At 73.1% G+C, this 21,376-nt stretch carries 19 protein-coding genes; 7 read left to right on the top strand and 12 right to left on the bottom strand.

Features of this window, described 5'->3' with window-relative positions; translation table 11 throughout:
* Positions 1-5 precede the first annotated feature (5 nt).
* The 3 genes from tsaD to tsaB are packed head-to-tail and all read right to left on the bottom strand — an operon-like array spanning position 6 to position 2,201.
* Positions 6-1,052, bottom strand: a complete 1,047-nt coding sequence (gene tsaD, locus O7617_RS16430; RefSeq protein ID WP_282264521.1) for a tRNA (adenosine(37)-N6)-threonylcarbamoyltransferase complex transferase subunit TsaD — start codon at positions 1,050-1,052, stop codon at positions 6-8.
* A complete protein-coding gene (gene rimI / locus O7617_RS16425) occupies positions 1,045-1,527 on the bottom strand; it encodes a ribosomal protein S18-alanine N-acetyltransferase (RefSeq protein WP_282264520.1) in 483 nt (160 codons plus the stop codon). Before rimI ends, tsaD begins: the two co-directional genes overlap by 8 nt.
* A complete protein-coding gene (tsaB, locus tag O7617_RS16420; RefSeq protein WP_282264757.1) occupies positions 1,524-2,201 on the bottom strand; it encodes a tRNA (adenosine(37)-N6)-threonylcarbamoyltransferase complex dimerization subunit type 1 TsaB in 678 nt (225 codons plus the stop codon). The genes rimI and tsaB overlap by 4 nt, the downstream gene beginning before the upstream one ends.
* 450 nt (positions 2,202-2,651) lie before the next feature.
* Here tsaB and O7617_RS16415 point away from each other — a divergent pair, with 450 nt between their 5' ends.
* Entirely contained in the window at positions 2,652-3,356 is a 705-nt protein-coding gene (locus tag O7617_RS16415; RefSeq protein ID WP_282264519.1) for a helix-turn-helix transcriptional regulator, read from the top strand.
* Between the two features lie 12 nt (positions 3,357-3,368).
* Here O7617_RS16415 and ung read toward each other — a convergent pair whose 3' ends face one another.
* From ung to O7617_RS16385, 6 genes are all read right to left on the bottom strand, one after another.
* Positions 3,369-4,070, bottom strand: a complete 702-nt coding sequence (gene ung / locus O7617_RS16410; RefSeq protein WP_282264518.1) for a uracil-DNA glycosylase — start codon at positions 4,068-4,070, stop codon at positions 3,369-3,371.
* A gap of 65 nt (positions 4,071-4,135) precedes the next feature.
* Positions 4,136-4,618 (bottom strand): tRNA (adenosine(37)-N6)-threonylcarbamoyltransferase complex ATPase subunit type 1 TsaE, encoded by a 483-nt coding sequence (gene tsaE / locus O7617_RS16405; RefSeq protein WP_282264517.1) that lies wholly within the window; start codon positions 4,616-4,618, stop codon positions 4,136-4,138.
* Positions 4,615-5,718: an alpha/beta hydrolase gene (locus O7617_RS16400; RefSeq protein ID WP_282264516.1), complete on the bottom strand. Its 1,104-nt coding sequence runs from the start codon at positions 5,716-5,718 to the stop codon at positions 4,615-4,617. Before O7617_RS16400 ends, tsaE begins: the two co-directional genes overlap by 4 nt.
* On the bottom strand, positions 5,715-6,833 hold the full coding sequence (gene alr, locus O7617_RS16395) for an alanine racemase (RefSeq protein WP_282264515.1): 1,119 nt from the start codon (positions 6,831-6,833) through the stop codon (positions 5,715-5,717). Before alr ends, O7617_RS16400 begins: the two co-directional genes overlap by 4 nt.
* Before the next feature lie 80 nt (positions 6,834-6,913).
* Positions 6,914-8,383 (bottom strand): NAD(P)H-hydrate dehydratase, encoded by a 1,470-nt coding sequence (locus O7617_RS16390; RefSeq protein WP_282264514.1) that lies wholly within the window; start codon positions 8,381-8,383, stop codon positions 6,914-6,916.
* Positions 8,384-8,438: 55 nt separating this feature from the next.
* Positions 8,439-8,807, bottom strand: a complete 369-nt coding sequence (locus O7617_RS16385) for a holo-ACP synthase (RefSeq protein WP_282264513.1) — start codon at positions 8,805-8,807, stop codon at positions 8,439-8,441.
* Between the two features lie 173 nt (positions 8,808-8,980).
* On the opposite strand from O7617_RS16385, the gene O7617_RS16380 reads away from it, so the two are divergent.
* Together O7617_RS16380 and O7617_RS16375 are read left to right on the top strand one after the other, a co-directional pair.
* Positions 8,981-9,277 carry a hypothetical protein gene (locus O7617_RS16380; RefSeq protein WP_282264512.1) on the top strand — a complete coding sequence of 99 codons (297 nt, stop codon included), beginning with the start codon at positions 8,981-8,983 and terminating at the stop codon, positions 9,275-9,277.
* Positions 9,274-10,866, top strand: a complete 1,593-nt coding sequence (locus tag O7617_RS16375; RefSeq protein ID WP_282264511.1) for an alpha/beta hydrolase — start codon at positions 9,274-9,276, stop codon at positions 10,864-10,866. The genes O7617_RS16380 and O7617_RS16375 overlap by 4 nt, the downstream gene beginning before the upstream one ends.
* Before the next feature lie 4 nt (positions 10,867-10,870).
* Here O7617_RS16375 and glmS read toward each other — a convergent pair whose 3' ends face one another.
* Positions 10,871-12,784, bottom strand: a complete 1,914-nt coding sequence (gene glmS / locus O7617_RS16370) for a glutamine--fructose-6-phosphate transaminase (isomerizing) (protein ID WP_282264510.1) — start codon at positions 12,782-12,784, stop codon at positions 10,871-10,873.
* 1,012 nt (positions 12,785-13,796) lie between these two features.
* Here glmS and O7617_RS16365 point away from each other — a divergent pair.
* Together O7617_RS16365 and O7617_RS16360 are read left to right on the top strand one after the other, a co-directional pair.
* Positions 13,797-14,303, top strand: coding sequence for an MmpS family transport accessory protein (locus O7617_RS16365; RefSeq protein WP_282264509.1), 507 nt, complete (start codon positions 13,797-13,799; stop codon positions 14,301-14,303).
* Between the two features lie 203 nt (positions 14,304-14,506).
* Positions 14,507-15,700 carry a pyridoxal phosphate-dependent aminotransferase gene (locus O7617_RS16360; RefSeq protein ID WP_282264508.1) on the top strand — a complete coding sequence of 398 codons (1,194 nt, stop codon included), beginning with the start codon at positions 14,507-14,509 and terminating at the stop codon, positions 15,698-15,700.
* On the opposite strand, the gene O7617_RS16355 is transcribed toward O7617_RS16360, so the two are convergent.
* A complete protein-coding gene (locus O7617_RS16355; protein WP_282264507.1) occupies positions 15,666-16,298 on the bottom strand; it encodes a PadR family transcriptional regulator in 633 nt (210 codons plus the stop codon). The two genes, O7617_RS16360 and O7617_RS16355, sit on opposite strands and share 35 nt — an antisense overlap.
* Positions 16,299-16,374: 76 nt before the next feature.
* Between O7617_RS16355 and O7617_RS16350 the strand changes: the two genes are divergently transcribed.
* Together O7617_RS16350 and O7617_RS16345 are read left to right on the top strand one after the other, a co-directional pair.
* Positions 16,375-19,197 (top strand): FtsX-like permease family protein, encoded by a 2,823-nt coding sequence (locus tag O7617_RS16350; RefSeq protein WP_282264506.1) that lies wholly within the window; start codon positions 16,375-16,377, stop codon positions 19,195-19,197.
* A 3-nt stretch (positions 19,198-19,200) separates the two neighbouring features.
* Complete coding sequence (locus O7617_RS16345) at positions 19,201-19,950, top strand: ABC transporter ATP-binding protein (RefSeq protein WP_282264505.1); 750 nt, start codon at positions 19,201-19,203, stop codon at positions 19,948-19,950.
* Between the two features lie 12 nt (positions 19,951-19,962).
* On the opposite strand, the gene glmM is transcribed toward O7617_RS16345, so the two are convergent.
* On the bottom strand, positions 19,963-21,318 hold the full coding sequence (gene glmM, locus O7617_RS16340) for a phosphoglucosamine mutase (protein ID WP_282264504.1): 1,356 nt from the start codon (positions 21,316-21,318) through the stop codon (positions 19,963-19,965).
* Between the last annotated feature and the right edge of the window lie 58 nt (positions 21,319-21,376).

Genomic DNA, 21,376 nt, shown 5'->3' with positions numbered 1-21,376 from the left:
CCCCGTCACACGCTGACCGTGGTCAACGGCAGCGCCGAATCGGCCGGCAGGTCCAGTCGGCTCGGTGCGACCCCCGCGGCGACCAGGTGCGAACCGAGTGCGGCCACCATCGCGCCGTTGTCGGTGCACAGCTTGGGCCGGGGCACCCGCACTCGGATGCCGTACTTCTCGGCGCGCTGCTCGGCCATCGCCCGCAGCCGCGAGTTCGCCGCCACTCCCCCGCCGATCACCAGGGTCTCGATGCCCTGGGCACGGCAGGCCGCGAGTGCCTTGCTGGTCAGGACATCACAGACCGCCTCCTGGAAGGAGGCGGCCACGTCGGCCACCGGCACCGGCTCGCCGGCGCGCTGACGGGCCTCGACCCACCGGGCCACCGCCGTCTTCAGACCGGAGAACGAGAAGTCGTACCGGTGGGCGGCGAGGTCCTTCGCGGCGGTCAGGCCACGCGGGAACGCGATCGAGGCGGCGTCGCCGGCACGGGCCTCCCGGTCGATGGGCGGACCACCCGGGAAGGGCAGTCCGAGCAGCCGGGCGACCTTGTCGAACGCCTCTCCGGCCGCGTCGTCGATGGTGGCTCCCAGCGGGGTGACGCCTCGGGCCAGGTCGTCGACGAGCAGCAGGGAGGAGTGGCCACCGGACACCAGCAGCGCGATGGCGGGCTCGGGCAGTGGGCCGTGTTCGAGAGTGTCCACCGCGACGTGGGCGGCGAGGTGGTTCACGCCGTAGACGGGCTTCTCGGCGGCGAGCGCGTACCCCTTGGCGGCGGCGACACCGACCAGAAGCGCGCCGGCCAGACCGGGCCCGGAGGTGACCGCGATCGCGTCGATGTCGGCCAGGGTGACCCCGGCTTCGGTCAGGGCGCGGTCCATGGTCGGGACGATGGCCTCCAGATGTGCCCGGCTGGCCACCTCCGGGACCACACCCCCGAACCGGGCGTGCTCCTCGACGCTGGAGGCGAGCGCGTCGGCCAGCAGGGTGTGCCCCCGCACGATGCCGACGCCGGTCTCGTCGCAGGAGGTTTCGATACCCAGGATCAGCGGTTCGTCAGCCATTGTCGTGTGGTCCGTCCCCGGTCGGTTCGGCGTCGCGCCGCATGACCAGCGCGTCGGTGTTGCTCGGTTGGTAGTAGCCGCGCCGTACCCCGATCGGCTCGAACCCGTACGTCGCGTAGAGCCGCTGGGCGGCGGCGTTGTCCACGGCCACCTCCAGCAGGGTGCTGCGGGTCTCGCGGCGGGCCGCCTCGGCGAGCAGGTCCTCCAGCAGGGCACGGCCCACGCCGCGCCGCTGCGCGTCCCGGCGGACGGCGATGTTCTGTACCCACACCTCGTCCGGGGGAACTCCGGCGAGCCCGGCGTAACCGAGCACCGCGCCGTCCTCGTCGACGGCGACCCGGTAGTGGTGCCCGTTGGCCAACTCGCTCCAGAACATGCCGGCTGACCACTGCTCGGCGCCGAAGAGGTCCGCCTCGATCGGCAGCACGTCGTCGATGTGCCACCAGCGGAACGGGACGAGGCGTACCTCCGTCATGGCAGGACCGGTTTGCGACCGGTCGCCGCCACCGCGTCGGGGCGGCGCAGGTAGAGCGGGGTGAGCCGCTCGCTGGGGGCACCAGCCCGGATCCGCTCGGCGGCGAGCAGCGCCAGCACGGTGGCGTCCGGGTACCGGGGCTCGACCCGAACGGGCAGGTCCAGCGTCTCGGCGTACCGGTGCGCCCCGTCGCCGACCGCGATCGTGGCACCCAGCTCCCGGGCGCGCACCGCGGCCACCGCCGGGGTCGACACCTCAGGCCCGACGATACGCTGGCCCGCGCCGTCGTAGACGGCCCAGTACAGCTCCTTGCGCCGGGCGTCGCTGGCGGCCAACACGGGCTCGCCGGACGCCGCCGGGTAGCCGATGGCGTCCAGCGAGCAGACGCCGTACGTGGGAACGTCCAGCACCTGCCCCATCGTCGCGGCGGTGACCAGGCCGACCCGCAGCCCGGTGAACGGCCCCGGGCCGAGCCCGGCGACGATGGCGGTCACATCACGTGGGCGCGCGTCGGCGTCGGCGAGGACCGCGTCCACCTGGGGGGCGAGCAGTTCGCCGTGCGCGCGGGCATCGACCGTGCACCGGTGCGCCCGGGGCGTCACGCCGTCTGCCGAGACCTCCACCAGCGCTGCGGTCACCGCAGGGGTCGAGCTGTCCACCACGAGTACGAGCACGGTAAGCCAGCCTAGCCGCCCCGCCCGCAGCCCCCTGTCACGCCCCGGCCCCACCGCAGTGCGTCGGGCGGCCAGCGCGTTGGTCAGGCCCGGCCGACGCCACTCGGCCACCCGCGTGACGCCCCAACCCCGCGCGACGCCGGCGAACGTCCACACCGTCGGACGGCCCCACCCGGCGCGACGCAGCCGCTCCGGCCGGCCCGGCAGCATCCGCCGCTAGCCGGGAGGCCATTCGCTGGTGAGCGATATACCTCTGAGTCATATTTATGGCTCAGAGGTATATCGCTCATCAGGGCACCTGTCGCCCGGACCGGAGCGCGCGGCGGACCGACGAAGCGCGGGGCGACGGGGGGCCCACGATCCGGACAACGGACCTTCACGAAAGACCGTCAAGTCGTGAATCCGGCTCTGTGGTAGCGGCTCCGACCCGGCGTGGTCCACCATGCCGGGATGCCGTCCCCACGCCTTGCCATCCTGATCGCCAGCGTCGTTCGGGAGCAACGCCACCTGCGCGATCTGACCCAGTGCGAGCTGGCCGAGGCGGCCGGGGTCAGCCAGGCTGCGGTGGCCCGGATCGAAAACGGCAACCGCACCCCCAGCATCACCGTTCTCGAGGCACTGCTCGCCGCGATGGGCGTGCAGTTGGTCGTCGGGGTCGAACCGCTGGACGCGCACCTCGACGCCCGCATGGACGACCTGGCGGCGCGTCCGATCGCCGAACGGATCGAGGCGCTCGCGCTGGACGACCTGCTGGACCGACTTCCCGACCTCCCGCCGGTGATCACCGGAAGCACCGCCGCGCTGTTGCAGGGCGCGCCGGTGCCGGTCGAGGCGCTGGAGATCGCCCTGCGCTGGCAGGACTCCAAACTGTTCACCAGCTGGCTGGAGAACAACTACGGCCGGCGGTGGAACGCCCGTTGGAGCGAGTGGGGCGGATTGTGGTTGGAGCCGGAGGAGCCGGGCGAGCACCGATGGTCGACCACGTACGGCGAGATAAGGGCCACCATGTGCGACGAACTGCCCGAGACGATCGAGGTGCGCCACGGTCAGCGGAGTTACCAGGTGGTGCCGCTTGTCGAGCTGGAGCTGACCGACGCCCGGGCCGCCGATCTGCTGCGCCGCTACCGGGACCGCCGGCCGACCGACGCCGGCTGAGCCGGCGTCGGCTCAGCCGGCGGTGTGCTCCCAGTCGATGGTGGACAGGCCGGCGTCGGCGAGAGCCTTGTTGGCGGCGCTGAACGGTCGGCTGCCGAGGAAGCCGCGCGGGTTCATCGGGCTGGGATGGCCGGCTTCGAGGACCACGTGCTGCGGGTTGGTGACCAGGGCGGCCTTCTTGCGGGCGTAGCCACCCCAGAGCAGGAAGACGACCCGGTCCGATGACGCGTCCAGCGCCCGGATCGTCGCATCGGTGAACTCTTCCCAGCCGGAGTTGGCGTGCGAGCCCGGGGTGGCCTGGCGGACGGTCAGCACCGCGTTGAGCAGCAGCACACCCTGGGCGGCCCACCCGTCGAGGTTGCCGCTGCGCGGCTTGGGGACGCCGACGTCCTCGCCCAACTCCTTGAAGACGTTGCGCAACGACGGAGGCACCGTCACACCCTCGCGGACACTGAAGCTCAACCCGTGCGCCTGCCCGGCCCGGTGGTAGGGATCCTGGCCGAGGATCAGCACCCGGGTGGCCTGCGGCAGGCACAGCCGGTACGCCGAGAACAGGTCCTCCAGCGGCGGGAAGACGGTCTGCGTGGCGTATTCGCGGGCGACGAACTCGCCCAACGCGGCGGTGCGCGCGGGGTCCAGGTGCGGGGTGAGCACGGCACGCCACTGCTCCGGCAGCAGGGCCAACAGATCCAGGGCGGGGGCGTCGTCGGGCATCGGGAACCTCTCACACGGTGGGTCGAGTCCCCCGCACTCTAGAGATCGGGTACGACAGCGACGATCTAGCCCAGGTCGCTGAGCCGCCGAGCCCAGTCGCCACCGACCGGGTCCAGTTCGACGACGCGGGTGTCGTCGTCGCGGCGGTCGATCCGGACCCGCAGATGCGCGTCGACCAACTGCTCCACCAGGCCCTCGCCCCACTCCACCACGGTCACCGAGTCGTCGACCGACGCGTCGAGGTCCAGATCGTCGATCTCGGCGCGCGGGTCGGTGGCGTCCCCCAGCCGGTACGCGTCGGCGTGCACCAGCGCGACCCGGCCACCTCGGGACGGGTCGGGGCGGTGCACCCGGGCGATGACGAAGGTCGGCGAGGTGACGTCCCCGAGGACACCGAGCCCGGCGCCGATGCCCTGGGTGAGCGCTGTCTTGCCGGCGCCCAGCGGGCCGGTCAACAGCACCAGGTCGCCGGCGCGCAGCAGCCCGGCCAGGCGTCGGCCGAACTCCCGGGTGTCCTCGACGGTCGGCAGCTTGACGACGTGACTCACCGTTCCTCCGGCTCTGCGATCGACTCGAGGAACCGCGCGAGCGCGGCGTTGACCTCGTCGGCGTGCTCCAACATCACCACGTGACCGCTGTCTTTGATCTTCACGAACTCGGCGTGCGGCAGCCGCCGGACGATCTCCTCAGAGTGGGTCACCGGTGTGATCATGTCCTTGTCGCCGACCACCACCAGGACCGGGGTCGCCGCCAGCGCCGCCAGCGCCGGGAAGCGTGAGTGGGTGGCCAGGGTCCGCAGGTACCGGGTGACCGTGTCGGCCGACGTCCGGGAGTTCATCGTCTCCACGTAGGACACCAGCGACGGGCTGGGCTTGCGGGTGCCGAAACCGTACTTGCGGGTCAGCAGCCAGGCAACGTTCGACGTCGACTTGCGGGCCTTGTCGATCACCGGGCCGCCGTACCGCGTGGCGTTGCTGACCATGTACAGCACCGGGCCGCCGACCCGGCCGAGCAGCGCGGGTGCGACCAGCTTGGTCTCCGCGACGAGGCCACCCGAGGTGGCCATCAGGACGGTGCCCACCACCCGGTCCCCGAACAGCTCCGGGAACAACTCGGCGAACGCCATGATGGTCATTCCGCCCATCGAGTGCCCGACCAGCACCAGCGGCCCCTCCGGCGCGGTCCGGTCGATCACCCGGCGCAGCGTCCGGCCGAGCACCGCGAGGTCGTACTCCCCGGTCTCCAACCGGCCGGACCGGCCGTGACCGGGCTGGTCGTACGCCACGATCCGGTAGTCACCGCGCTCGGCGAGCATCTGACGCTGGAAGTGGAACGTCCCCATGTCCAGGCAGAAGCCGTGCACCAACACCACCGTCGGGTGCCCCGGCACCGGCCGGGTCGGCTCGACCACCTCGACGTGGATGTCCGTGCCGTCCGGCAGTTCCAGCCGGAACGCCTCGTCGTACCGCTGCTCGCCGAACGTCTCGTGCGCGTAGCGGTCGGTCGGGTCGGCCTTGAAGCGGCGGACCAGGGTGCGTTCGGTCGCGACGCCGGCCGCGAGGCCCGCCGCGGCCACGCCCACCGCGGCGCCGACGATGCCCGCGACCCGACCCGCCGCGGTACGCGGACGCGGGATGCGGTAGCTCATGGCCGTTGGCCGTCGTAGACCCGGGGCACCCGGGTGCCGCCGAAGCGGGTGACGATCTCGTAGTTGATCGTGCCCACGGCCTCGGCCCAGTCGTCGGCGGTCGGGGCGCCGTCGGTGCCGTCGCCGAACAGGGTCGCCACGTCGCCGTCGACCACCGGGTCGTCGCCGCAGTCGATCACGAACTGGTCCATGCAGACCCGCCCCGAGATGGTCCTCCGCGCTCCGGCGAGCTGCACCGGCCCCGTGTTGGACGCGTGCCGGGGAACCCCGTCGGCGTAGCCGAGCGGGACGACGGCCAGGTTCGCGTCGGCCTCGGTGGTGTAGGTGTGCCCGTAGGAGACACCGGTGCCGGCGGGCACCCGCTTGGTGAGCATCACCCGAGCACGCGCGGTCATCGCCGGCCGCAACCCGTACGTCTCACCGGCGATCGGGGAGAGACCGTAGATGGCGATGCCGGGGCGGACCAGGTCGAAGTGGGTGTCCGGGCGGGTCAGGGTGGCCGCCGAGTTGGCGAGGTGCCGCCAGCGCGGGCGCAGGCCGGCCCGCTCGACCATGTCCAGCCCCTCGTGGAAGACGGCCAGCTGACGGTCGGTGGTGGGGTGGCCGGGCGAGTCCGCGTACACGAAGTGGCTCCACACACCGACCACCTCGACCAGGCCGTCGGCCTGTGCCTTCGCGGCGGCGTTCAGCAGCGCCGGCCAGTCGGCGACGGTCGCGCCACCCCGGGACAGGCCGGTGTCGATCTTCAGGTGCAGGCGGGCGGGACGCCCGGCGAGCTGACTCGCCTTGATCATCTCGTCCAGTTGCGACAGGCTCGCCGCGCCCAGGTCGACCCCGGAGCTGATCCCCTCGTGCAGCGGCAGCCCCGGCGCGAGCAACCAGGCCAGCACCGGCGCGGTCACCCCGCCCCCGCGCAGCGTGAGCGCCTCGTCGAGGGTGCAGACGCCGAGCCAGTCCGCGCCGCCGTCGAGTGCCGCGCGGGCGGCCGGGAGCAGGCCGTGGCCATACCCGTCGGCCTTCACCACCGCCATCAGCTCGGCGGTGGTGCCGGAGCGGAGTCGGCTCACGTTCTCGCGGATGGCGTCAAGATCGACGCGTACCTCGGCCTGCCACATGCGCCCAGCCTACTTTCCGCCGTGATCACCGGGGGCGGCGACGCACGTCATCGGGTGCCGATCCGGACGGGACGACACGATCAGCCCAGCCGGGCGACAACAGGGCGAAGCCCGGTGACCACGTCGGGCGCGGTCACCGGCCCGCCCCGGGCCGCCTCCCGACCGGCGAGCCCGTGCAGGTACGCGGCCGAGGCCGCAGCCCGGTCGGCGGGCACCCCGGCGGCCAGCAGCGAGCCGAGCAGCCCGGCCAACACGTCACCGGTGCCGCCGGTGGCCAGCGCCGGGGTGCCGGTCGGGTTGACGTACGCCCGGCCGTCCGGGGTGCCGATCACCGTGCGGTCCCCCTTGAGCAGCACCACGGCGTTCATCCAGGCGGCCAACCGCAGCGCCGAACCGACCCGGTCGGCGCCGGGCTCCTCCCCGCAGAGTCGGGTGAACTCCCGGTCGTGCGGGGTGACCACGATCGGCGCGTCGCGCCCGCGTAGCCGGTCGGCGAGCGAGCCGTCCACCAGCAGGGTCAGCGCGTCGGCGTCGAGCACCACCGGCACCGGGGCGGCCAGCACGGCACGCAACTCGGCTGCCGCGTCCGCGCCGGTGCCCAGGCCGGAGCCGCACACCCAGGCCTGCACCCGGCCCGCGTCGGCGACCCGCCCGCTGGCGATCACCGACGGGTGCTGGTGCAGCACCTCGGCGCGGGCGCTACCGGCGTAGCGGACCAGGCCGGTCGGCCCGGCCAGAGCCCCGCCGACGGAGAGCACCGCCGCGCCCGGATAGGTCTCCGAGCCGGTCGCCACGCCCACCACGCCCCGGGTGTACTTCTCCGACGCCGGTCCCAGCTCCGGCCACCACTCGACCAGATCGGACCACTCGGTGACCCGTAGCGCGGGGGTGCCCCGCAGCCACGGCCGCAGCCCGATGTCGACCAACTCCACCTGCCCGGCCAGGGCGGCGGCCGGCCCGACCACGAGTGCGGGCTTCAGCGCGCCGAACGCCACTGTCACGTCGGCGCGGACGGCGCTCGGTCGGCCGGACGCGGACAGCGGCACGTGGCCGGTGTCCACCGCGACCCCGCTCGGCACGTCCACCGCGACGACGGTGGCCCGCGCACCGTCGCGCCCGCGCAACTCGCCGAGACGTTGGACCACCTCGTCCGCGTTCGCCCGCAGCCCACCGGTGCCACCGATGCCGACGATCCCGTCGAGGACCAGATCGACCGGGCCGGTCGGCTGCGGCACCAGCCGACCACCGGCCGCGCGCAGCGCGGCCAGCCCGGCGGCGTGCGCGCGCCCGGGGGTGAGCAGCAGGGCGGACACCTGGACACCCCGGCGGGCCAGGCGCTCCCCCGCGTACAGGGCGTCGCCGCCGTTGTCGCCGGAGCCGACCAGCAGCAGGACCCGGCTGCCGTAGACCCCGCCGCGCTCGTCGAGCAGGAGAGCGGCCCGGCGGGCCAGCCCGGCGGCGGCCCGCTGCATCAGCGTCCCGTCCGGCAGTGTGCCCATCAGCCCCGCCTCGGCCGCCCGTACGTCGGCCACCCGCCACACCGATCTCATGCCACCGTGTCCCATCCCGTTCGCGGGTGGGCCGGATCGGCCCGCCCAGTCGACGTCACCGTTCCGCGACCACCATGGCCGACGCGATCCCCCCGTCGTGCGACAACGAGAGATGCCAGTGGTTGACTCCACGCGCCTGCGCCGCCGCCGCGACCGTGCCGGAGACGGCGAGCCGGGGGCGGCCGTCCGGGTCGGGCACGATCTCGCAGTCGTGCCAGTTCAGCCCGGCCGGGGCGCCGAGCGCCTTGGCCACGGCCTCCTTGGCGGCGAAGCGGGCGGCGAGCGACTCCGGCGAGCGTGGGGCACCGGCGCGGGTGTGCCGCTCGGCCGTGGTGAAGAGCCGGTCGGCGAGCGACGGCGTCCGGGTCAGCGCCCGGGCGAACCGGTCGACCAGGACCACGTCGATGCCGACGGCGACGATCACCACATCACCCTACCGGCGGTCGGGGCCGCAGATTAGCCGTCGGGCTCGCGCTGGGCAAGGCCTGTGGACAGGCCGGGGTACGACCCACGGCGGCTGTCCACAGGGCACCCGGCGACCACCGGTCCGCGCCTAGCGTCAGCACGTCGATGCCGATCGTCCACGGGGGTGGAGTCATGGCCGAGGAGTCCTTCGCCGTCCGGCCGGAGGAGCTGCGGGCGGTCGCCGTCACGCTCGACGGCGAGGCGCACCGGCTGGCGCTGGGCCTTGCGGGAGCGCCAGGGTTGCTGGTGGCGGCGCCCGAGTGGCGGGCCGGCGCGGCTCTGGCGGGGCTGGAGGCGGTCACGCACGCGTGGCTCTGTCGGCTGGGCACCCGGGTCGAGGTGACCTCGCAGGGGGTCCGGGCGGCAGCCGAGGCGTACGAGACGGTGGACGACCGGGCCGCCGACCGGTTCGCCGTGCTGCCCCGGTGAGCAGCGTCGGCTACCGGCAACTGTGGGCGGCGGATCCGAGCGGGTGGCGGGCCGCGGGGGTGGCCTGGCTCGGGTTGACCGAGCCGGTCGAGCGTCGCGCCGGTGAGCTGCGGGCGGCGGGCGGGCGGTTGCGGGGCGGCTGGTCGGGTGTGGCGGCCACGGCGGCGGACGTCCGGCTCGTCGGCCTGCGGGACGAGCTGACGTCGGTCCTGCCCGCCCTGATCGAGGCCGATCAGGTGCTGGCCGATTTTGCCGGTCGGCTGACGTCGGCGAAGGCGCGGCTCGCCGACGCTGTCGCTCGGGCGGAGGCGTCCGGCCTGGTGGTGGACCGCACGGGCCGGGTGCACGTCGATCCGGCCCGGCATCGGTCCACCGAACGGGATGGCGTGGCTGCCGCCCGGGTGACGGCCGCCCTACGGGACGCACTCGACGAGGCGGGAGCCGCCGACCGGTTCGCCGCCGACCGATTGGACGAGCTGACCCGGGCCGCCGCCAGCGGGTGGGCGTCCCCGCCACCGCCGGGCCGACCGGCCCTCGACGCCGCGCCGACGCTGGTCCACGCCTGGTGGTCGGGTCTGACCCCGGCGCAGCGACGCTGGCTGGTCGGGCACGAGCCGGCACTGGTGGGCCGGTGGGACGGCGTGCCGGTGGCCGCCCGCGACCAGGCCAACCGGCTGCGGCTCGCGGTGTGGCGGGAGGAGCTGCTGGCCGAGCGCAGGGGTCTGCTGGGCCGGGTGCCGCCCGGGCCACTCGCGTCGGTCGGGCTGCGCGGGGTGGCCGGGCGGTTGGCCGGCCTGGACGCGCTGGCCGGTCGGCTGGCGGCCGGCGGGGGGCCCCGGGCGTACCTGCTCGGGTTGGATCCGGCCGGTGAGGGCCGGGTGGTGGTGGCGCTCGGCGACCCGGACCGGGCCGACCGGGTGCTGACCTATGTGCCGGGGATGACCGCCGGCCTGGACGACGCCCCCGGCGAGCTGGGCAGGGCGGCGCGGGTGCTGGACCGGTGCGCCGCGCTGGCTCCGGGTGAGCGCAGCGCGGCGGTGCTCTGGTTGGACTACGACGCTCCGGATTCCCTGACCGAGGCCGTCTCGGCGGGCCAGGCACGCGACGCCGGCCCGGCGCTGCACCGCTTCCAGGAGGGGTTGCGGGCCACCCATGAGGGGTCACCGGCCCGGCAGACCGTCCTCGGGCACAGTTACGGGTCGCTGGTGGTGGGTGTGACGGCCCGGGAGCACGGGCTGGCCGCCGACGCGCTGGTCTTCGTCGGCTCGCCCGGGGTCGGCGCGTCGCACGCGGCCGAGTTGGGCGTGCCGCCCGGGGAGGTCTGGGCGAGCAGCGCCTCCGGCGACGTGATCCGCGCGGCCCGTTCGGCGGACGAGCTCGGTCGCCGCGCCCTGCTGGGCGCGGCGCCGCTGGCCGCCCTGCTCGGCTGGCCCGACCGGACCGGGCATGAGCTGTGGTTCGGTCACGACCCGTCGGCCCCGGGGTTCGGCGGCCGGGTCTTCGACGGCGGGCGGGGCGGCCACACCGGTTACTGGGACCCGGGCAACCCCGCGCTGGACGGGATGGCCCGGGTCGTGTTGGGCCGTTGAGCTACTACTCGACGGTGACCGACTTGGCCAGGTTGCGGGGCTGGTCCACGTCGTGCCCACGGGCGTCGGCGATCTCGGCGGCGAACACCTGCAACGGCACCGTGGTGACGAGCGGGGCCAGCAGGGTCGGCGTACGCGGCACGTAGATCAGGTGGTCGGCGTACCGGACGACGGCCTCGTCGCCCTCCTCGGCGATCACGATGGTCCGCGCACCACGGGCCCGGACCTCCTGGATGTTGGAGACGACCTTGTCGTGCAGCATGCCCCGGCCGACCGGCGACGGCACCACGCAGATCACCGGGGTGCCCTTGTCGATCAAGGCGATCGGGCCGTGCTTCAGCTCGCCGGCCGCGAAGCCCTCGGCGTGCATGTACGCCAACTCCTTGAGCTTCAGCGCACCCTCCAGGGCCACCGGGTAGCCGACGTGCCGGCCGATGAACAGCACCGTCGGCTCGGACTTCAGGTCCCGGGCCAGCTCACGGACGGGTTCGATCCGGTCGAGCAGCTCGCGCAGCTTGCCCGGGATCTCCTGCAACTGGGCGACGACCGCGCCCACCTCGTCGGCGAACTTGATGCCGCGCACCTGGGCCAGGTGCAGACCGATCAGGTAGCAGGCGACGACCTGGGTGAGGAACGCCTTGGTGGAGGCGACGGCGATCTCCGGCCCGCCGTGGGTGTAGAGCACCGCGTCCGACTCGCGCGGGATGGTCGAGCCGTTGGTGTTGCAGATCGCCAGCACCCGGGCCTTCTGGTCCTTGGCGTGGCGCAGCGCCATCAGGGTGTCCATCGTCTCGCCGGACTGCGAGATCACCACGATCAGCGTGGACCGGTCGAGCACCGGGTCGCGGTAGCGGAACTCGCTGGCCAGCTCCACCTCGCACGGAATCCGGGTCCAGTGCTCGATGGCGTACTTGGCGACCATCCCGGCGTGGTACGCCGTGCCGCAGGCCACGATGAAGATCTTGTCGACGTCGCGCAGGTCCTGGTCGCTGAGGCGGACCTCGTCGAGGGCGATCTCACCGGTCTCGGTGAGCCGACCGAGCAGCGTGTCGGCGATGGCCTGCGGCTGCTCCTCGATCTCCTTGAGCATGAACCAGTCGTAGCCGCCCTTCTCGGCAGCCGAGGAGTCCCAGTCGATGTGGAAGTCCTTGCCGGCGGCGGGCCGGCCCTCGAAGTCGGTGATCTCGATGCTGTCACCGGTGATCAAGACGATCTGGTCCTGGCCCAGCTCGACCGCTTCCCGGGTGTGCTCGATGAACGCGGCCACGTCACTGGCCAGGTAGTTCTCCCCATCGCCCCGCCCGACGACCAGCGGCGAGTTACGTCGGGCGCCGACGACCGCGCCCGGCACCGCGGCATCCACCGCGAGCAGGGTGAACGCGCCCTCCAGCCGCTGGCAGACCACCCGCATTCCGGCGGCGAGCAGTTGCGGGCCGTCGGGCTGACCGGCGGCGCGCAGGTCAGCCAGCGCGGCGGAGAGCAGGTGGGCGGCGCACTCGGTGTCGGTGTCGCTGGCGAACTGGACCCCGTCGGCCTCCAGCTCGGCACGCAGCTTGGCGAAGTTCTCGATGATGCCGTTGTGGATGACCGCGACCCGGCCGTCCGGTGCGACGTGCGGGTGGGCGTTGCGGTCGGTCGGGCCGCCGTGGGTGGCCCACCGGGTGTGGCCGATGCCGGTGGTGCCGTCACCGATGCCGATCGGGCTGGCCGCGCAGGAGGTCGGGTCGTCGGCGGCCCGCTCGGAGAGCACCTTCTCGAGGTTGGCCAGCTTGCCGGCCTTCTTCTCGGTCAGCAGCTGGTCGTCGCAGACGATCGCGACGCCCGCCGAGTCGTAGCCGCGGTATTCCAGCCGCCGCAGTCCGTCGAGCACGATGCCCAGTGCGGGGCGCGCGCCCGCGTATCCCACGATTCCACACATGGCCCGCAGCCTAACCCAGTTTCACTCACGATGGGTGCTCGAAAGTCGGGTTATCAATCACGGAATCTGAGCGATAGATGGTTGGCGGGTCGCAACGGGACGAGCGTCACAGCCCACGCGGGAAGGGACGGGAGCCCACGGGGTTGCGGCACGCCTGCGGTTACGACAGTCTCTCGGCGGGTTCGGCGCGCCTGCCCTCGGCCCGTTCGTCCCATACCCGATCCCGTCCGGAGCAGCCATGTCCGACGCGCCGTCGCCCGATCCGTCCCCCTCCTCCCCGTCGGATCCGACGCCCAGCCCGCAGCCGCCGGATCCGACGCCCAGCCCGCAGCCGCCGGATCCGACGCCCAGCCCGGAGCCGCCGGGTTCGACGCCCAGCCCGCAGCCGCCGGATCCGACTGCGCCGCCGTCCTCGGCTCCGATCCCGCCACCCGACCCGCTCGCTGCGGGCCAGCCGTGGGCACCACCGGCTCCCTGGACACCGTCCCCGCCCACCACGGAGTGGACCCCACCACCGCCCACGCCCCCGTGGACGCCCGGATCACCGCCCCCATGGACGCCCGGATCACCGTCCCCATGGACGCCCGGGTCACCCGCGTCCCCGTGGGCGCCTGTACCACCAGGGTCTTCCTGGACGCCTGGCCCGCCGGCGTCCCCCTGGGGACCGCAACCGCCCGACGCCTCGGACCCGAACCAGGCCGGTTCAGCCTCGGACCCGACCCACGCCGGTTCAGCCTCGGACCCGACCCACGCCGGTTCAGCCTCGGACCCGACCCACGCCGGTTCAGCCTCGGACCCGACCCACGCCGGTTCGCCTTCGCACGCCGGGTGGCCACCGCCTACCGGCTGGTCCGCACCCGGCGGGGAGCCACCAACGGGCGGCTGGCAGCCGCAGGCCGGATGGCAGCCGTACGGCTACCCGCCGCCGTACGCCTACCCCGGCTATCCGCAGGCCAGCGCTGGCCGGACCACGAACGCCGGGCGGATCGTCGGAATCGTCGTCGCGGCCTTCGTGGTGCTGGTCGTGCTCGTCTGTGGCTGCCTATGCGCGGCCGGTTTCCTGCTCGACGGGACCGGCTCGGAGCCGGTCGCCGAGGAGCCGTGGGGCGTTCCCGACGACGGTTGGGCAGCACCCACCACGAGCGCGCCCATCCCCGGGCGACCCAGCTCCGCGCCCCGGATCCCCAGCCCCGCGTCCCCGACCCCGAGCAAGCAGCCGATCACCCGGCCGACGTCGGGGCCGGCCCCGGTGACAGTGGTCTACGAGGTCACCGGATCGGGCGAGGCCGACATCGCGTACTACGACGCCGAGAGCGATCTCATGCATGTCGACGGCGCGACGTTGCCGTGGCGCACCACCATCCGGACCAACGGCAAGACCAGGGTGATGGTGGAGGCCACCGGGCCCGACATCAACAACGCCACGCCGATCGACTGCACCGTCACGATCACCGGCGTCGGAAAGCCGGTGGTCATCAAGGAACAGGGGTATTACGCCATCTCCTGCACGCCGGAGTGAGCCTGAGCGTGGCCGATCCCGCTTGATCGACGCCGGTTCGCCGATGTCGGGGTATCGGAACGCCGCTGATACCCCGATATCGGCGATCTCGTGTCGATCAAGCGGGTGGGCGGGCGAGCGGGCGCGGACGAGCGGGCGCGGGCGGGCGGGCGCGGGCGTGACGGGTCTGGGGTTCAGCCGCGGGTGGCCTTAGGCTGGCGCAGGTGACGAGCACCGATGTCGACCCGCTGGTGGCCCGGATGCGGCCGTTCGGCACGACGATCTTCGCCGAGATGTCCGCCCTCGCCGTACGTACCGGAGCGGTCAACCTCGGCCAGGGATTCCCCGACACCGACGGCCCACCGGAGATGTTGGCCGCCGCCGCCGAGGCGTTGCGCGGTGGGCAGAACCAGTACCCACCCGGCCCGGGGATCCCCGCCCTGCGCGCGGCGGTCGCGGCCCATCAGCAACGGTTCCAGAACCTGGAGTACGACCCGGACGGCGAGATCGTCATCACCGCGGGTGCCACCGAGGCCGTCGCGGCGAGCATTCTCGCGCTCTGCGAACCGGGCGACGAGGTGGTCTGCTTCGAGCCGTACTACGACTCGTACGCCGCCTCGATCGCCCTCGCCGGTGCGGTCCGGCGGCCGGTGACCCTGCGCCCGAAGGCCGACGGCCGGTACGCGTTCGACCCGGCGGCGCTTCGCGCGGCGTTCGGTCCGCGCACCCGGTTGGTGCTGCTCAACTCCCCGCACAACCCGACCGGCAAGGTCTTCACCCCGGCCGAGTCGGCACTGGTCGCCGAGCTGTGCCAGGAGTTCGGCGCGTACGCGGTCACCGACGAGGTGTACGAGCACCTGGTGTTCACCGACGCGGCGAGCCCGCACGTGTCGCTGGCCACCCTGCCCGGGATGCGGGAGCGGACGCTGCGCATCTCATCGGCCGGCAAGACGTTCTCCTGCACGGGCTGGAAGGTCGGGTGGGCGAGCGGTCCGGCGGCGCTGGTGTCGGCGATGCTCCGGGTGAAGCAGTTCCTCACCTACGTCAACGCCGCGCCGCTGCAACCGGCGGTGGCCGTGGCGCTGTCCCTGCCGGACGACTACTACACCGGCTTCCGGGACGGGCTCCAGCAACGGCGGGACCAACTCGTCGACGGTCTCACCGACGCCGGGTTCGACGTGCTCAGTTCGGAGGGGACGTACTTCGTGACCGCCGACGTGACAGCTCTCGGCGGCCGGGACGGGGTGGAGTTCTGCCGTTCCCTGCCGGAGCGTTGCGGGGTGGTGGCGGTGCCGACCCAGGTCTTCTACGACGACACCGACGCCGGCCGGCGACTGGTCCGCTTCGCCTTCTGCAAGCGCCCGGAGGTGCTGACCGAGGCGGTCACCCGGCTGCGCGGTCTGCGCCCGACCCGCTGACCGGCCCGGAGCCGGTCGGCTCCGAATCGGTCGTCGACTGTTCCGGGGTGGACGACGCGAGTCGGGTGAGCAGTCGGCCCTCGTCGCCGAGCAGCACCGATTCGGCGTCGTCCACGAACGACAGGTCCGCCGTCACGTGCCGGCTCGCCGCGGTGAGGAGCAACCCGACCACCGGGTCGTCGGCGGCCCGTCGTAGGCCGTCCAGATTGCGCAGCTCGCGCAGCAGGTGCCCGCGCTGGTTCGTGAGGACCGCACGAACGGTGGCTGCCGAGCCGGATCGGGCGGCGGCGGTGACCTTGAGGAAGAAGTCGTCCCGGAATCCGCCACTTCGCGGGCTCGGTTCGGCCAGCCACCGCGCCAACTCCGCTCGGCCGCCCGGGGTGATCTCGTAGACCACCCGGTCCGGCTTGATCGGCTGCGGTTGTCGTTCGGCGACGACCAGCTCGTCCCGGGAGAGCCGGTCGAGGATCTGGTAGAGGTGGCCGATGTTCAGCGGCCCCCACTGCGGGCCGACGGCGGCCTCGAACGCGCCCTTGAGCTGGTAGCCGTGGCTGGGGCCGGCCGCGAGCAGGGCCAGGACGGCGTGCTGGATCGCCATGTCACCTCCGGTACGGGTCTTGCATTGTCACAATGTATCGCGCAGAGTGGGGGGACAGCACACGGGGAGGCGCGACATGCTCGGCTTCATCTGGAGGCAGCTGCGCGGCCGTGCGGGGCGGTCGGTGGCGCTGTTGGTCGGCGTGCTGGTGGCCACCACCGGTTTCGTGGTCCTGACCAGTGCCACCACCACTTCTCAGTTGAACGTCGTCGGCACGATCGAGCGCAACACTCAGGTCGGCTACGAGGTCCTGGTCCGACCGGCAGGCACCCGCACACCGCTGGAGGCCGAGCGCGGGTTGGTCCGCCCCAACTACCTCTCCGGGCTCTTCGGCGGCATCACGACCCAGCAGTACGAGCAGGTGAAGCAGATCCCCGGCATCGAGGTGGCGGCACCGATCGCGATGCTCGGCCATTCGACCACTCTGCTGCCGACGCCGATCGACCTCACCGAGGCCGTCGACCGCTCGCTCGATCGCCAGGTCATCCGTGTCGATCCGACCTTCCACGCCGAACGCGGTCTCTCCAGCGCACCGGGCAAACCCCGGTACGTGTACGTGACGACGAAGCCGTTGATCCATCCCCGGATCGAGAGGGAGATCGACAGGGACGCCGTACCGTACTCCGACGGGCGGTCCTATCCCTGGTCGGACACGTGTGGGCCGGTCTCCCGCGAGGTGCAGCCGGACGGGCGCAGCCTCCCCATCTGCGACCCGGGATACGCGCTGCTGGGTAACCCGGGCACCTACTCCGAGCGCGAGGGCTGGTCGCTGCACGCCGTCCAACTGCTGCCCGACGGTCGATTCCAAGCCGACTCCCATGTCCTCGCGACCGATCGGGACGGCTCCTCGACACCCACCGACCGGCTGGTGATGGCGTACGACCTGACCGTGCCGTTCCTCCTGGCCGCTGTCGACCCGGCGGCCGAGGAGCGACTTGTCGGCCTCGACGACGCGGTGGTCACGGGCCGAGCCGTGCGCACCGACGACACGGCGGCCGTCGACCGCCGGGGCTCGGCCGACAACCTGGAGGTCCCGGTCCTCGTCACCAACCGACCCTTCATCGACGAGTCGCTGACGGCCAGATTCACCCGGCTCGCGCTCAGCCCCGCCGGGGTGGAGGCGATCGACCTGGAGCAGACGTTGAGCCGCCCGGGCGGGACTCCGGCCGGGTCCGGCCGGTACGACCTCACCGCCGGGCACCAGGCGATGCTCACCGAAGAGCTCTCCCTGGCCGGGTGCTGCCACGGCCAACTGCAGACGGTCGTGCAGTCGGGCGAAGTGCAGTACGACCGACTACCCGACGGCAGCCTGCGCGCCCGGTCGCAGCCACCCGGCGACCCGGAGGTGTACGGCAAGGAGGAGGCGTTCAACCCGCTACCCCGCCCCTGGCTCGCCGACGACAGTGGCTCGCGAACGGTACGCGCGCTGCCACTACCCACTGGCGGTAACGCGACCATTCGATTCTGGCGGGCCGTCGGTGTCTTCGACCCGAGCCGACTGACCGGGTTCAGCGACCTCGGCCGCCTGCCGCTGGAGACCTACCAGGCGCCGGTGGCGCAGGGTGCCGACGACCGCAGCCGGGCCGCATTGGGCGGCCGGCCGTTGACGCCCAGCGGCAATCCCGCCGGCTACCTCTCGGCGCCGCCGTTGCTCCTCACCAACCTCGGCAGTGTGCCGAAACTCCTGGAGGGCGGCGGGGCGCAGGCCAAGGCGCCGATCAGCGCGATCCGGGTACGCGTGGCGGACGTGGGCGGCTACACCGAACAGTCGGCCGAGCGGGTCCGGCTGGTCGCCGAACAGATCGCAGCACGCACCGGGCTGGACGTCGACGTCACCCTCGGCTCGTCGGCCGCACCACAGACCGTGGAGTTGCCCGCCGGCTCGTTCGGCCGGCCGATGCTGCGGCTGACCGAGGACTGGTCGGCCCTCGGTGTGGCATCGGTCATCACTCAGGCGGTGGACCACAAGAGCCTGGTGCTCTTCGTGCTGGTGCTGGTGGTCTGCGTGCTGTTCCTGGGCAACGCGGTCAGCGCCGCCGTCCGCGACCGCCGCTCCGAGCTGGCGGTGCTCGCCTGCCTCGGCTGGCCGGCCCGCCGCATCGCGGCGCTACTCCTCGGTGAGGTCGCCCTGCTCGGGCTCGTCGCCGGCCTGCTCTCGCTCGCCCTCGCGGTGCCGCTCGGGACGGCGCTCGGCATGGACGTCGACTGGCGGCGGGCGGCCCTGGCCGTACCCATCGCCCTGCTCCTCGCGCTGGCTGCGGGCCTGGTGCCGGCGCTGCGGGCGGCGCGCGCCCACCCGGCCGCCGCCCTCCGTCCGATCGTCGCTCCCGCCGGCTGGGTACGCCGACCGCGCACCCTGCTCGGCCTGGCCCTGGTCAACCTGGCCCGCACCCCGGGGCGCACCTTCCTCGGCGCCGGTGCGCTGGCGATCGGGGTGGCCGCGTTGACGCTGGTCGCCGCCGCCGCGTGGGCGTTCCGGGGCGCGATCGTCGGCAGTCTGCTCGGCGACGTGGTCTCGTTGAGCGTGCGCGGGGCGGACACTGTGGCCGCCGCCGCCACCGTGCTGCTCGGTGCCGCGGCGGTCGCGGACGTGCTCTACCTGAACATCCGCGACCGGGCCGCCGAGCTGGCCACCCTTCGCGCGATCGGCTGGACCGACGCCGACCTCGGGCGGCTGGTCGGCTACGAAGGGCTGGCCTTGGGCGTCGTCGGCGCGACGACCGGAGCGGCGATCGGTCTGGCCGGCGCGGGCTGGCTGATCGGCGACCTGCCCGAAGCGCTGCTCCTGGTCGCCGCGCTGACGGCACTGGCTGGCGCGCTGGTCAGCGCCCTCGCCGCGCTGGTGCCCGCCGCCCTGTTGCCGCGTCTACGGCCCGCCCGACTTCTGGCAGAGGAGTAGCAGATGGTGAGCGAGCAGAGCGGCAGCACGATCGCGGTCGACCACCTGGTCCGACGATTCGGCACCGGCGCGGACCGGTTGACGGCCGTCGACGACGTCTCACTGACCATCGCGGCCGGTTCGGTGGTGGCGCTGACCGGGCCGAGCGGGTCGGGGAAGTCGACGCTGCTGCACCTGATCGGCGCGATCGAGCAGCCCGACGAAGGGACCGTCACCGTCGACGGCATGGTGGTCAGCAGCCTGCGCAGGGCCGCGTTGGCCCGCTACCGGCAACGGGTCGGGTTCGTGTTCCAGCGCTACCACCTGCTGCCGGCGTTGACAGTGCTGGACAACGTGATCGCGCCCGTCCTCCCCCGCCGGGGCCGGGCCGATCACGCGGCACGAGCGCGGGAGCTACTGGACGCGGTCGGCCTGGCCGGGCGGGAGCGGGCCCTGCCCCCGCAGCTCTCCGGCGGCCAGCAGCAGCGGGTCGCCATCGCCCGGGCGCTGATGGGGGCCCCGGGCCTGCTGCTGGCTGACGAGCCCACCGGAAACCTCGACTCCGTCACCGGCGGCCAGATCCTCGACCTGCTGCTCGACCTTCGTGACCGGCACGGCATGACCATCCTGCTCGCCACACACGAACAGTCCATCGCCGCCCGCTGCGACCGACTGGTCCGTCTCAACGACGGACGCGTCACCGAAGACCTCGACCTCACCGACGGCGAGGACCCGGCCGACACGTACGAGCGGGCCGCCCGGCTACGGCTGTGACAGCTCGGGCCGTCAGGCCACGGGGCTGGCGGTGCGGACCTGCTCGGCGATCCGTTCGGCGACCTCGCGGGCGGTCGCCTCGGTGGCGGCCTCGACCATCACCCGGACCAGCGGCTCGGTGCCCGACGGGCGCAGCAGCACCCGACCGGTCTCACCCAACTCCGCCTCGGCCCGCTCGGCCTCGGCGCGGACGGCCGGCGCGTTGGCGCCCACGGTCCGGTCCCCGACCGGCACGTTGATCAGCACCTGGGGCAGCTTGGTGACCACCGAGGCCAGCTCGGCGAGGGACTGGCCGGTGGCCGCCATCCGGGCCATCAGGTGCAGGCCGGTGAGCACGCCGTCGCCGGTGGTGGCGTGCGCGGGCATCACGATGTGACCGCTCTGCTCACCGCCGAGCGCGAGGCCCGAGGCGCGCAGCTCCTCCAGCACGTACCGGTCGCCGACCTTGGTCTCGATCAGCCGGATGCCCTGCGCGGACATCGCGAGCCGCAGACCGAGGTTGCTCATCACGGTGGCGACGAGGGTGTCCTGGGTGAGGGTCCCGGCTTCGCGCATGGCCAGCGCCAGGATCGCCATCACCTGGTCGCCGTCGACCTCGTCGCCGTCGGCGGTGACCGCCAGGCAGCGGTCGGCGTCGCCGTCGTGGGCGATGCCCAGGTGGGCGCCGTGCTCGACCACGGCGGCGCGTAGCGCCTCGATGTGGTTGGAGCCACAGTCGTCGTTGATGTTCAGGCCGTCGGGCTCCGCGTAGATCGCGACGACCTCCGCACCGGCCTCCCGGTAGGCGACGGGCGCGACCTCGGCGGCGGCACCGTTGGCGCAGTCGACCACGACCTTGATCCCGTCGAGCCGGTGCGGCACGGTGCTGACCAGGTGCTGGACGTAGTGGTCGGCACCGTCGAGCAGGTCGTGCACGCGACCGACGCCGGCGCCGATCGGACGCTCCCAGGCGGTGGTGGCGTTCGTCTCGACGGCCGCCTCGATCTGCATCTCGATCTCGTCGGGCAACTTGTGCCCGCCGGCGGCGAAGAGCTTGATGCCGTTGTCGGGCATCGGGTTGTGCGACGCGGAGAGCATCACCCCGAGGTCGGCCTTGGCTTCCGCGGTGAGGAACGCCACCGCGGGGGTGGGCAGCACGCCGACCCGCACCACGTTGGCACCGGCGCTGGTCAGGCCGGCCACCACGGCGGCCTCCAGCATCTCGCCGCTGGCCCGGGTGTCCCGACCGACGACGGCGAGTGGTGGGTGGCTGCGGTCTGTCTCGGCCAGTGTGTGCGCGGCGGCCACGGCGACCGCCAGCGCCAGCTCGGGGGTGAGATCCGCGTTCGCCCGCCCGCGTACGCCGTCCGTGCCGAACAACCGACCCATACCCGCCAACCTCCGATTGAGCACAACAAGTGAGGAGAAAGCGGAACGGCCGACCCAC

The organism is Micromonospora sp. WMMD1155 (genome assembly GCF_029581275.1).
In the GTDB taxonomy this organism is placed as follows: domain Bacteria; phylum Actinomycetota; class Actinomycetes; order Mycobacteriales; family Micromonosporaceae; genus Micromonospora.
The sequence above is the reverse complement of the archived record's forward strand: the minus strand, read 5'-3'. Positions and strand labels throughout refer to the sequence as shown.

Coding starts and splice junctions, on each gene's coding strand:
- tsaD (WP_282264521.1), bottom strand. CDS start 1,052: ATGGCTGACGAACCGCTGATCCTGGGTATCGAAACCTCCTGCGACGAG.
- rimI (WP_282264520.1), bottom strand. CDS start 1,527: ATGACGGAGGTACGCCTCGTCCCGTTCCGCTGGTGGCACATCGACGAC.
- O7617_RS16415 (WP_282264519.1), top strand. CDS start 2,652: ATGCCGTCCCCACGCCTTGCCATCCTGATCGCCAGCGTCGTTCGGGAG.
- ung (WP_282264518.1), bottom strand. CDS start 4,070: ATGCCCGACGACGCCCCCGCCCTGGATCTGTTGGCCCTGCTGCCGGAG.
- O7617_RS16400 (WP_282264516.1), bottom strand. CDS start 5,718: ATGAGCTACCGCATCCCGCGTCCGCGTACCGCGGCGGGTCGGGTCGCG.
- alr (WP_282264515.1), bottom strand. CDS start 6,833: ATGTGGCAGGCCGAGGTACGCGTCGATCTTGACGCCATCCGCGAGAAC.
- O7617_RS16390 (WP_282264514.1), bottom strand. CDS start 8,383: ATGAGATCGGTGTGGCGGGTGGCCGACGTACGGGCGGCCGAGGCGGGG.
- O7617_RS16380 (WP_282264512.1), top strand. CDS start 8,981: ATGGCCGAGGAGTCCTTCGCCGTCCGGCCGGAGGAGCTGCGGGCGGTC.
- glmS (WP_282264510.1), bottom strand. CDS start 12,784: ATGTGTGGAATCGTGGGATACGCGGGCGCGCGCCCCGCACTGGGCATC.
- O7617_RS16355 (WP_282264507.1), bottom strand. CDS start 16,298: ATGGCGATCCAGCACGCCGTCCTGGCCCTGCTCGCGGCCGGCCCCAGC.
- O7617_RS16350 (WP_282264506.1), top strand. CDS start 16,375: ATGCTCGGCTTCATCTGGAGGCAGCTGCGCGGCCGTGCGGGGCGGTCG.
- O7617_RS16345 (WP_282264505.1), top strand. CDS start 19,201: ATGGTGAGCGAGCAGAGCGGCAGCACGATCGCGGTCGACCACCTGGTC.
- glmM (WP_282264504.1), bottom strand. CDS start 21,318: ATGGGTCGGTTGTTCGGCACGGACGGCGTACGCGGGCGGGCGAACGCG.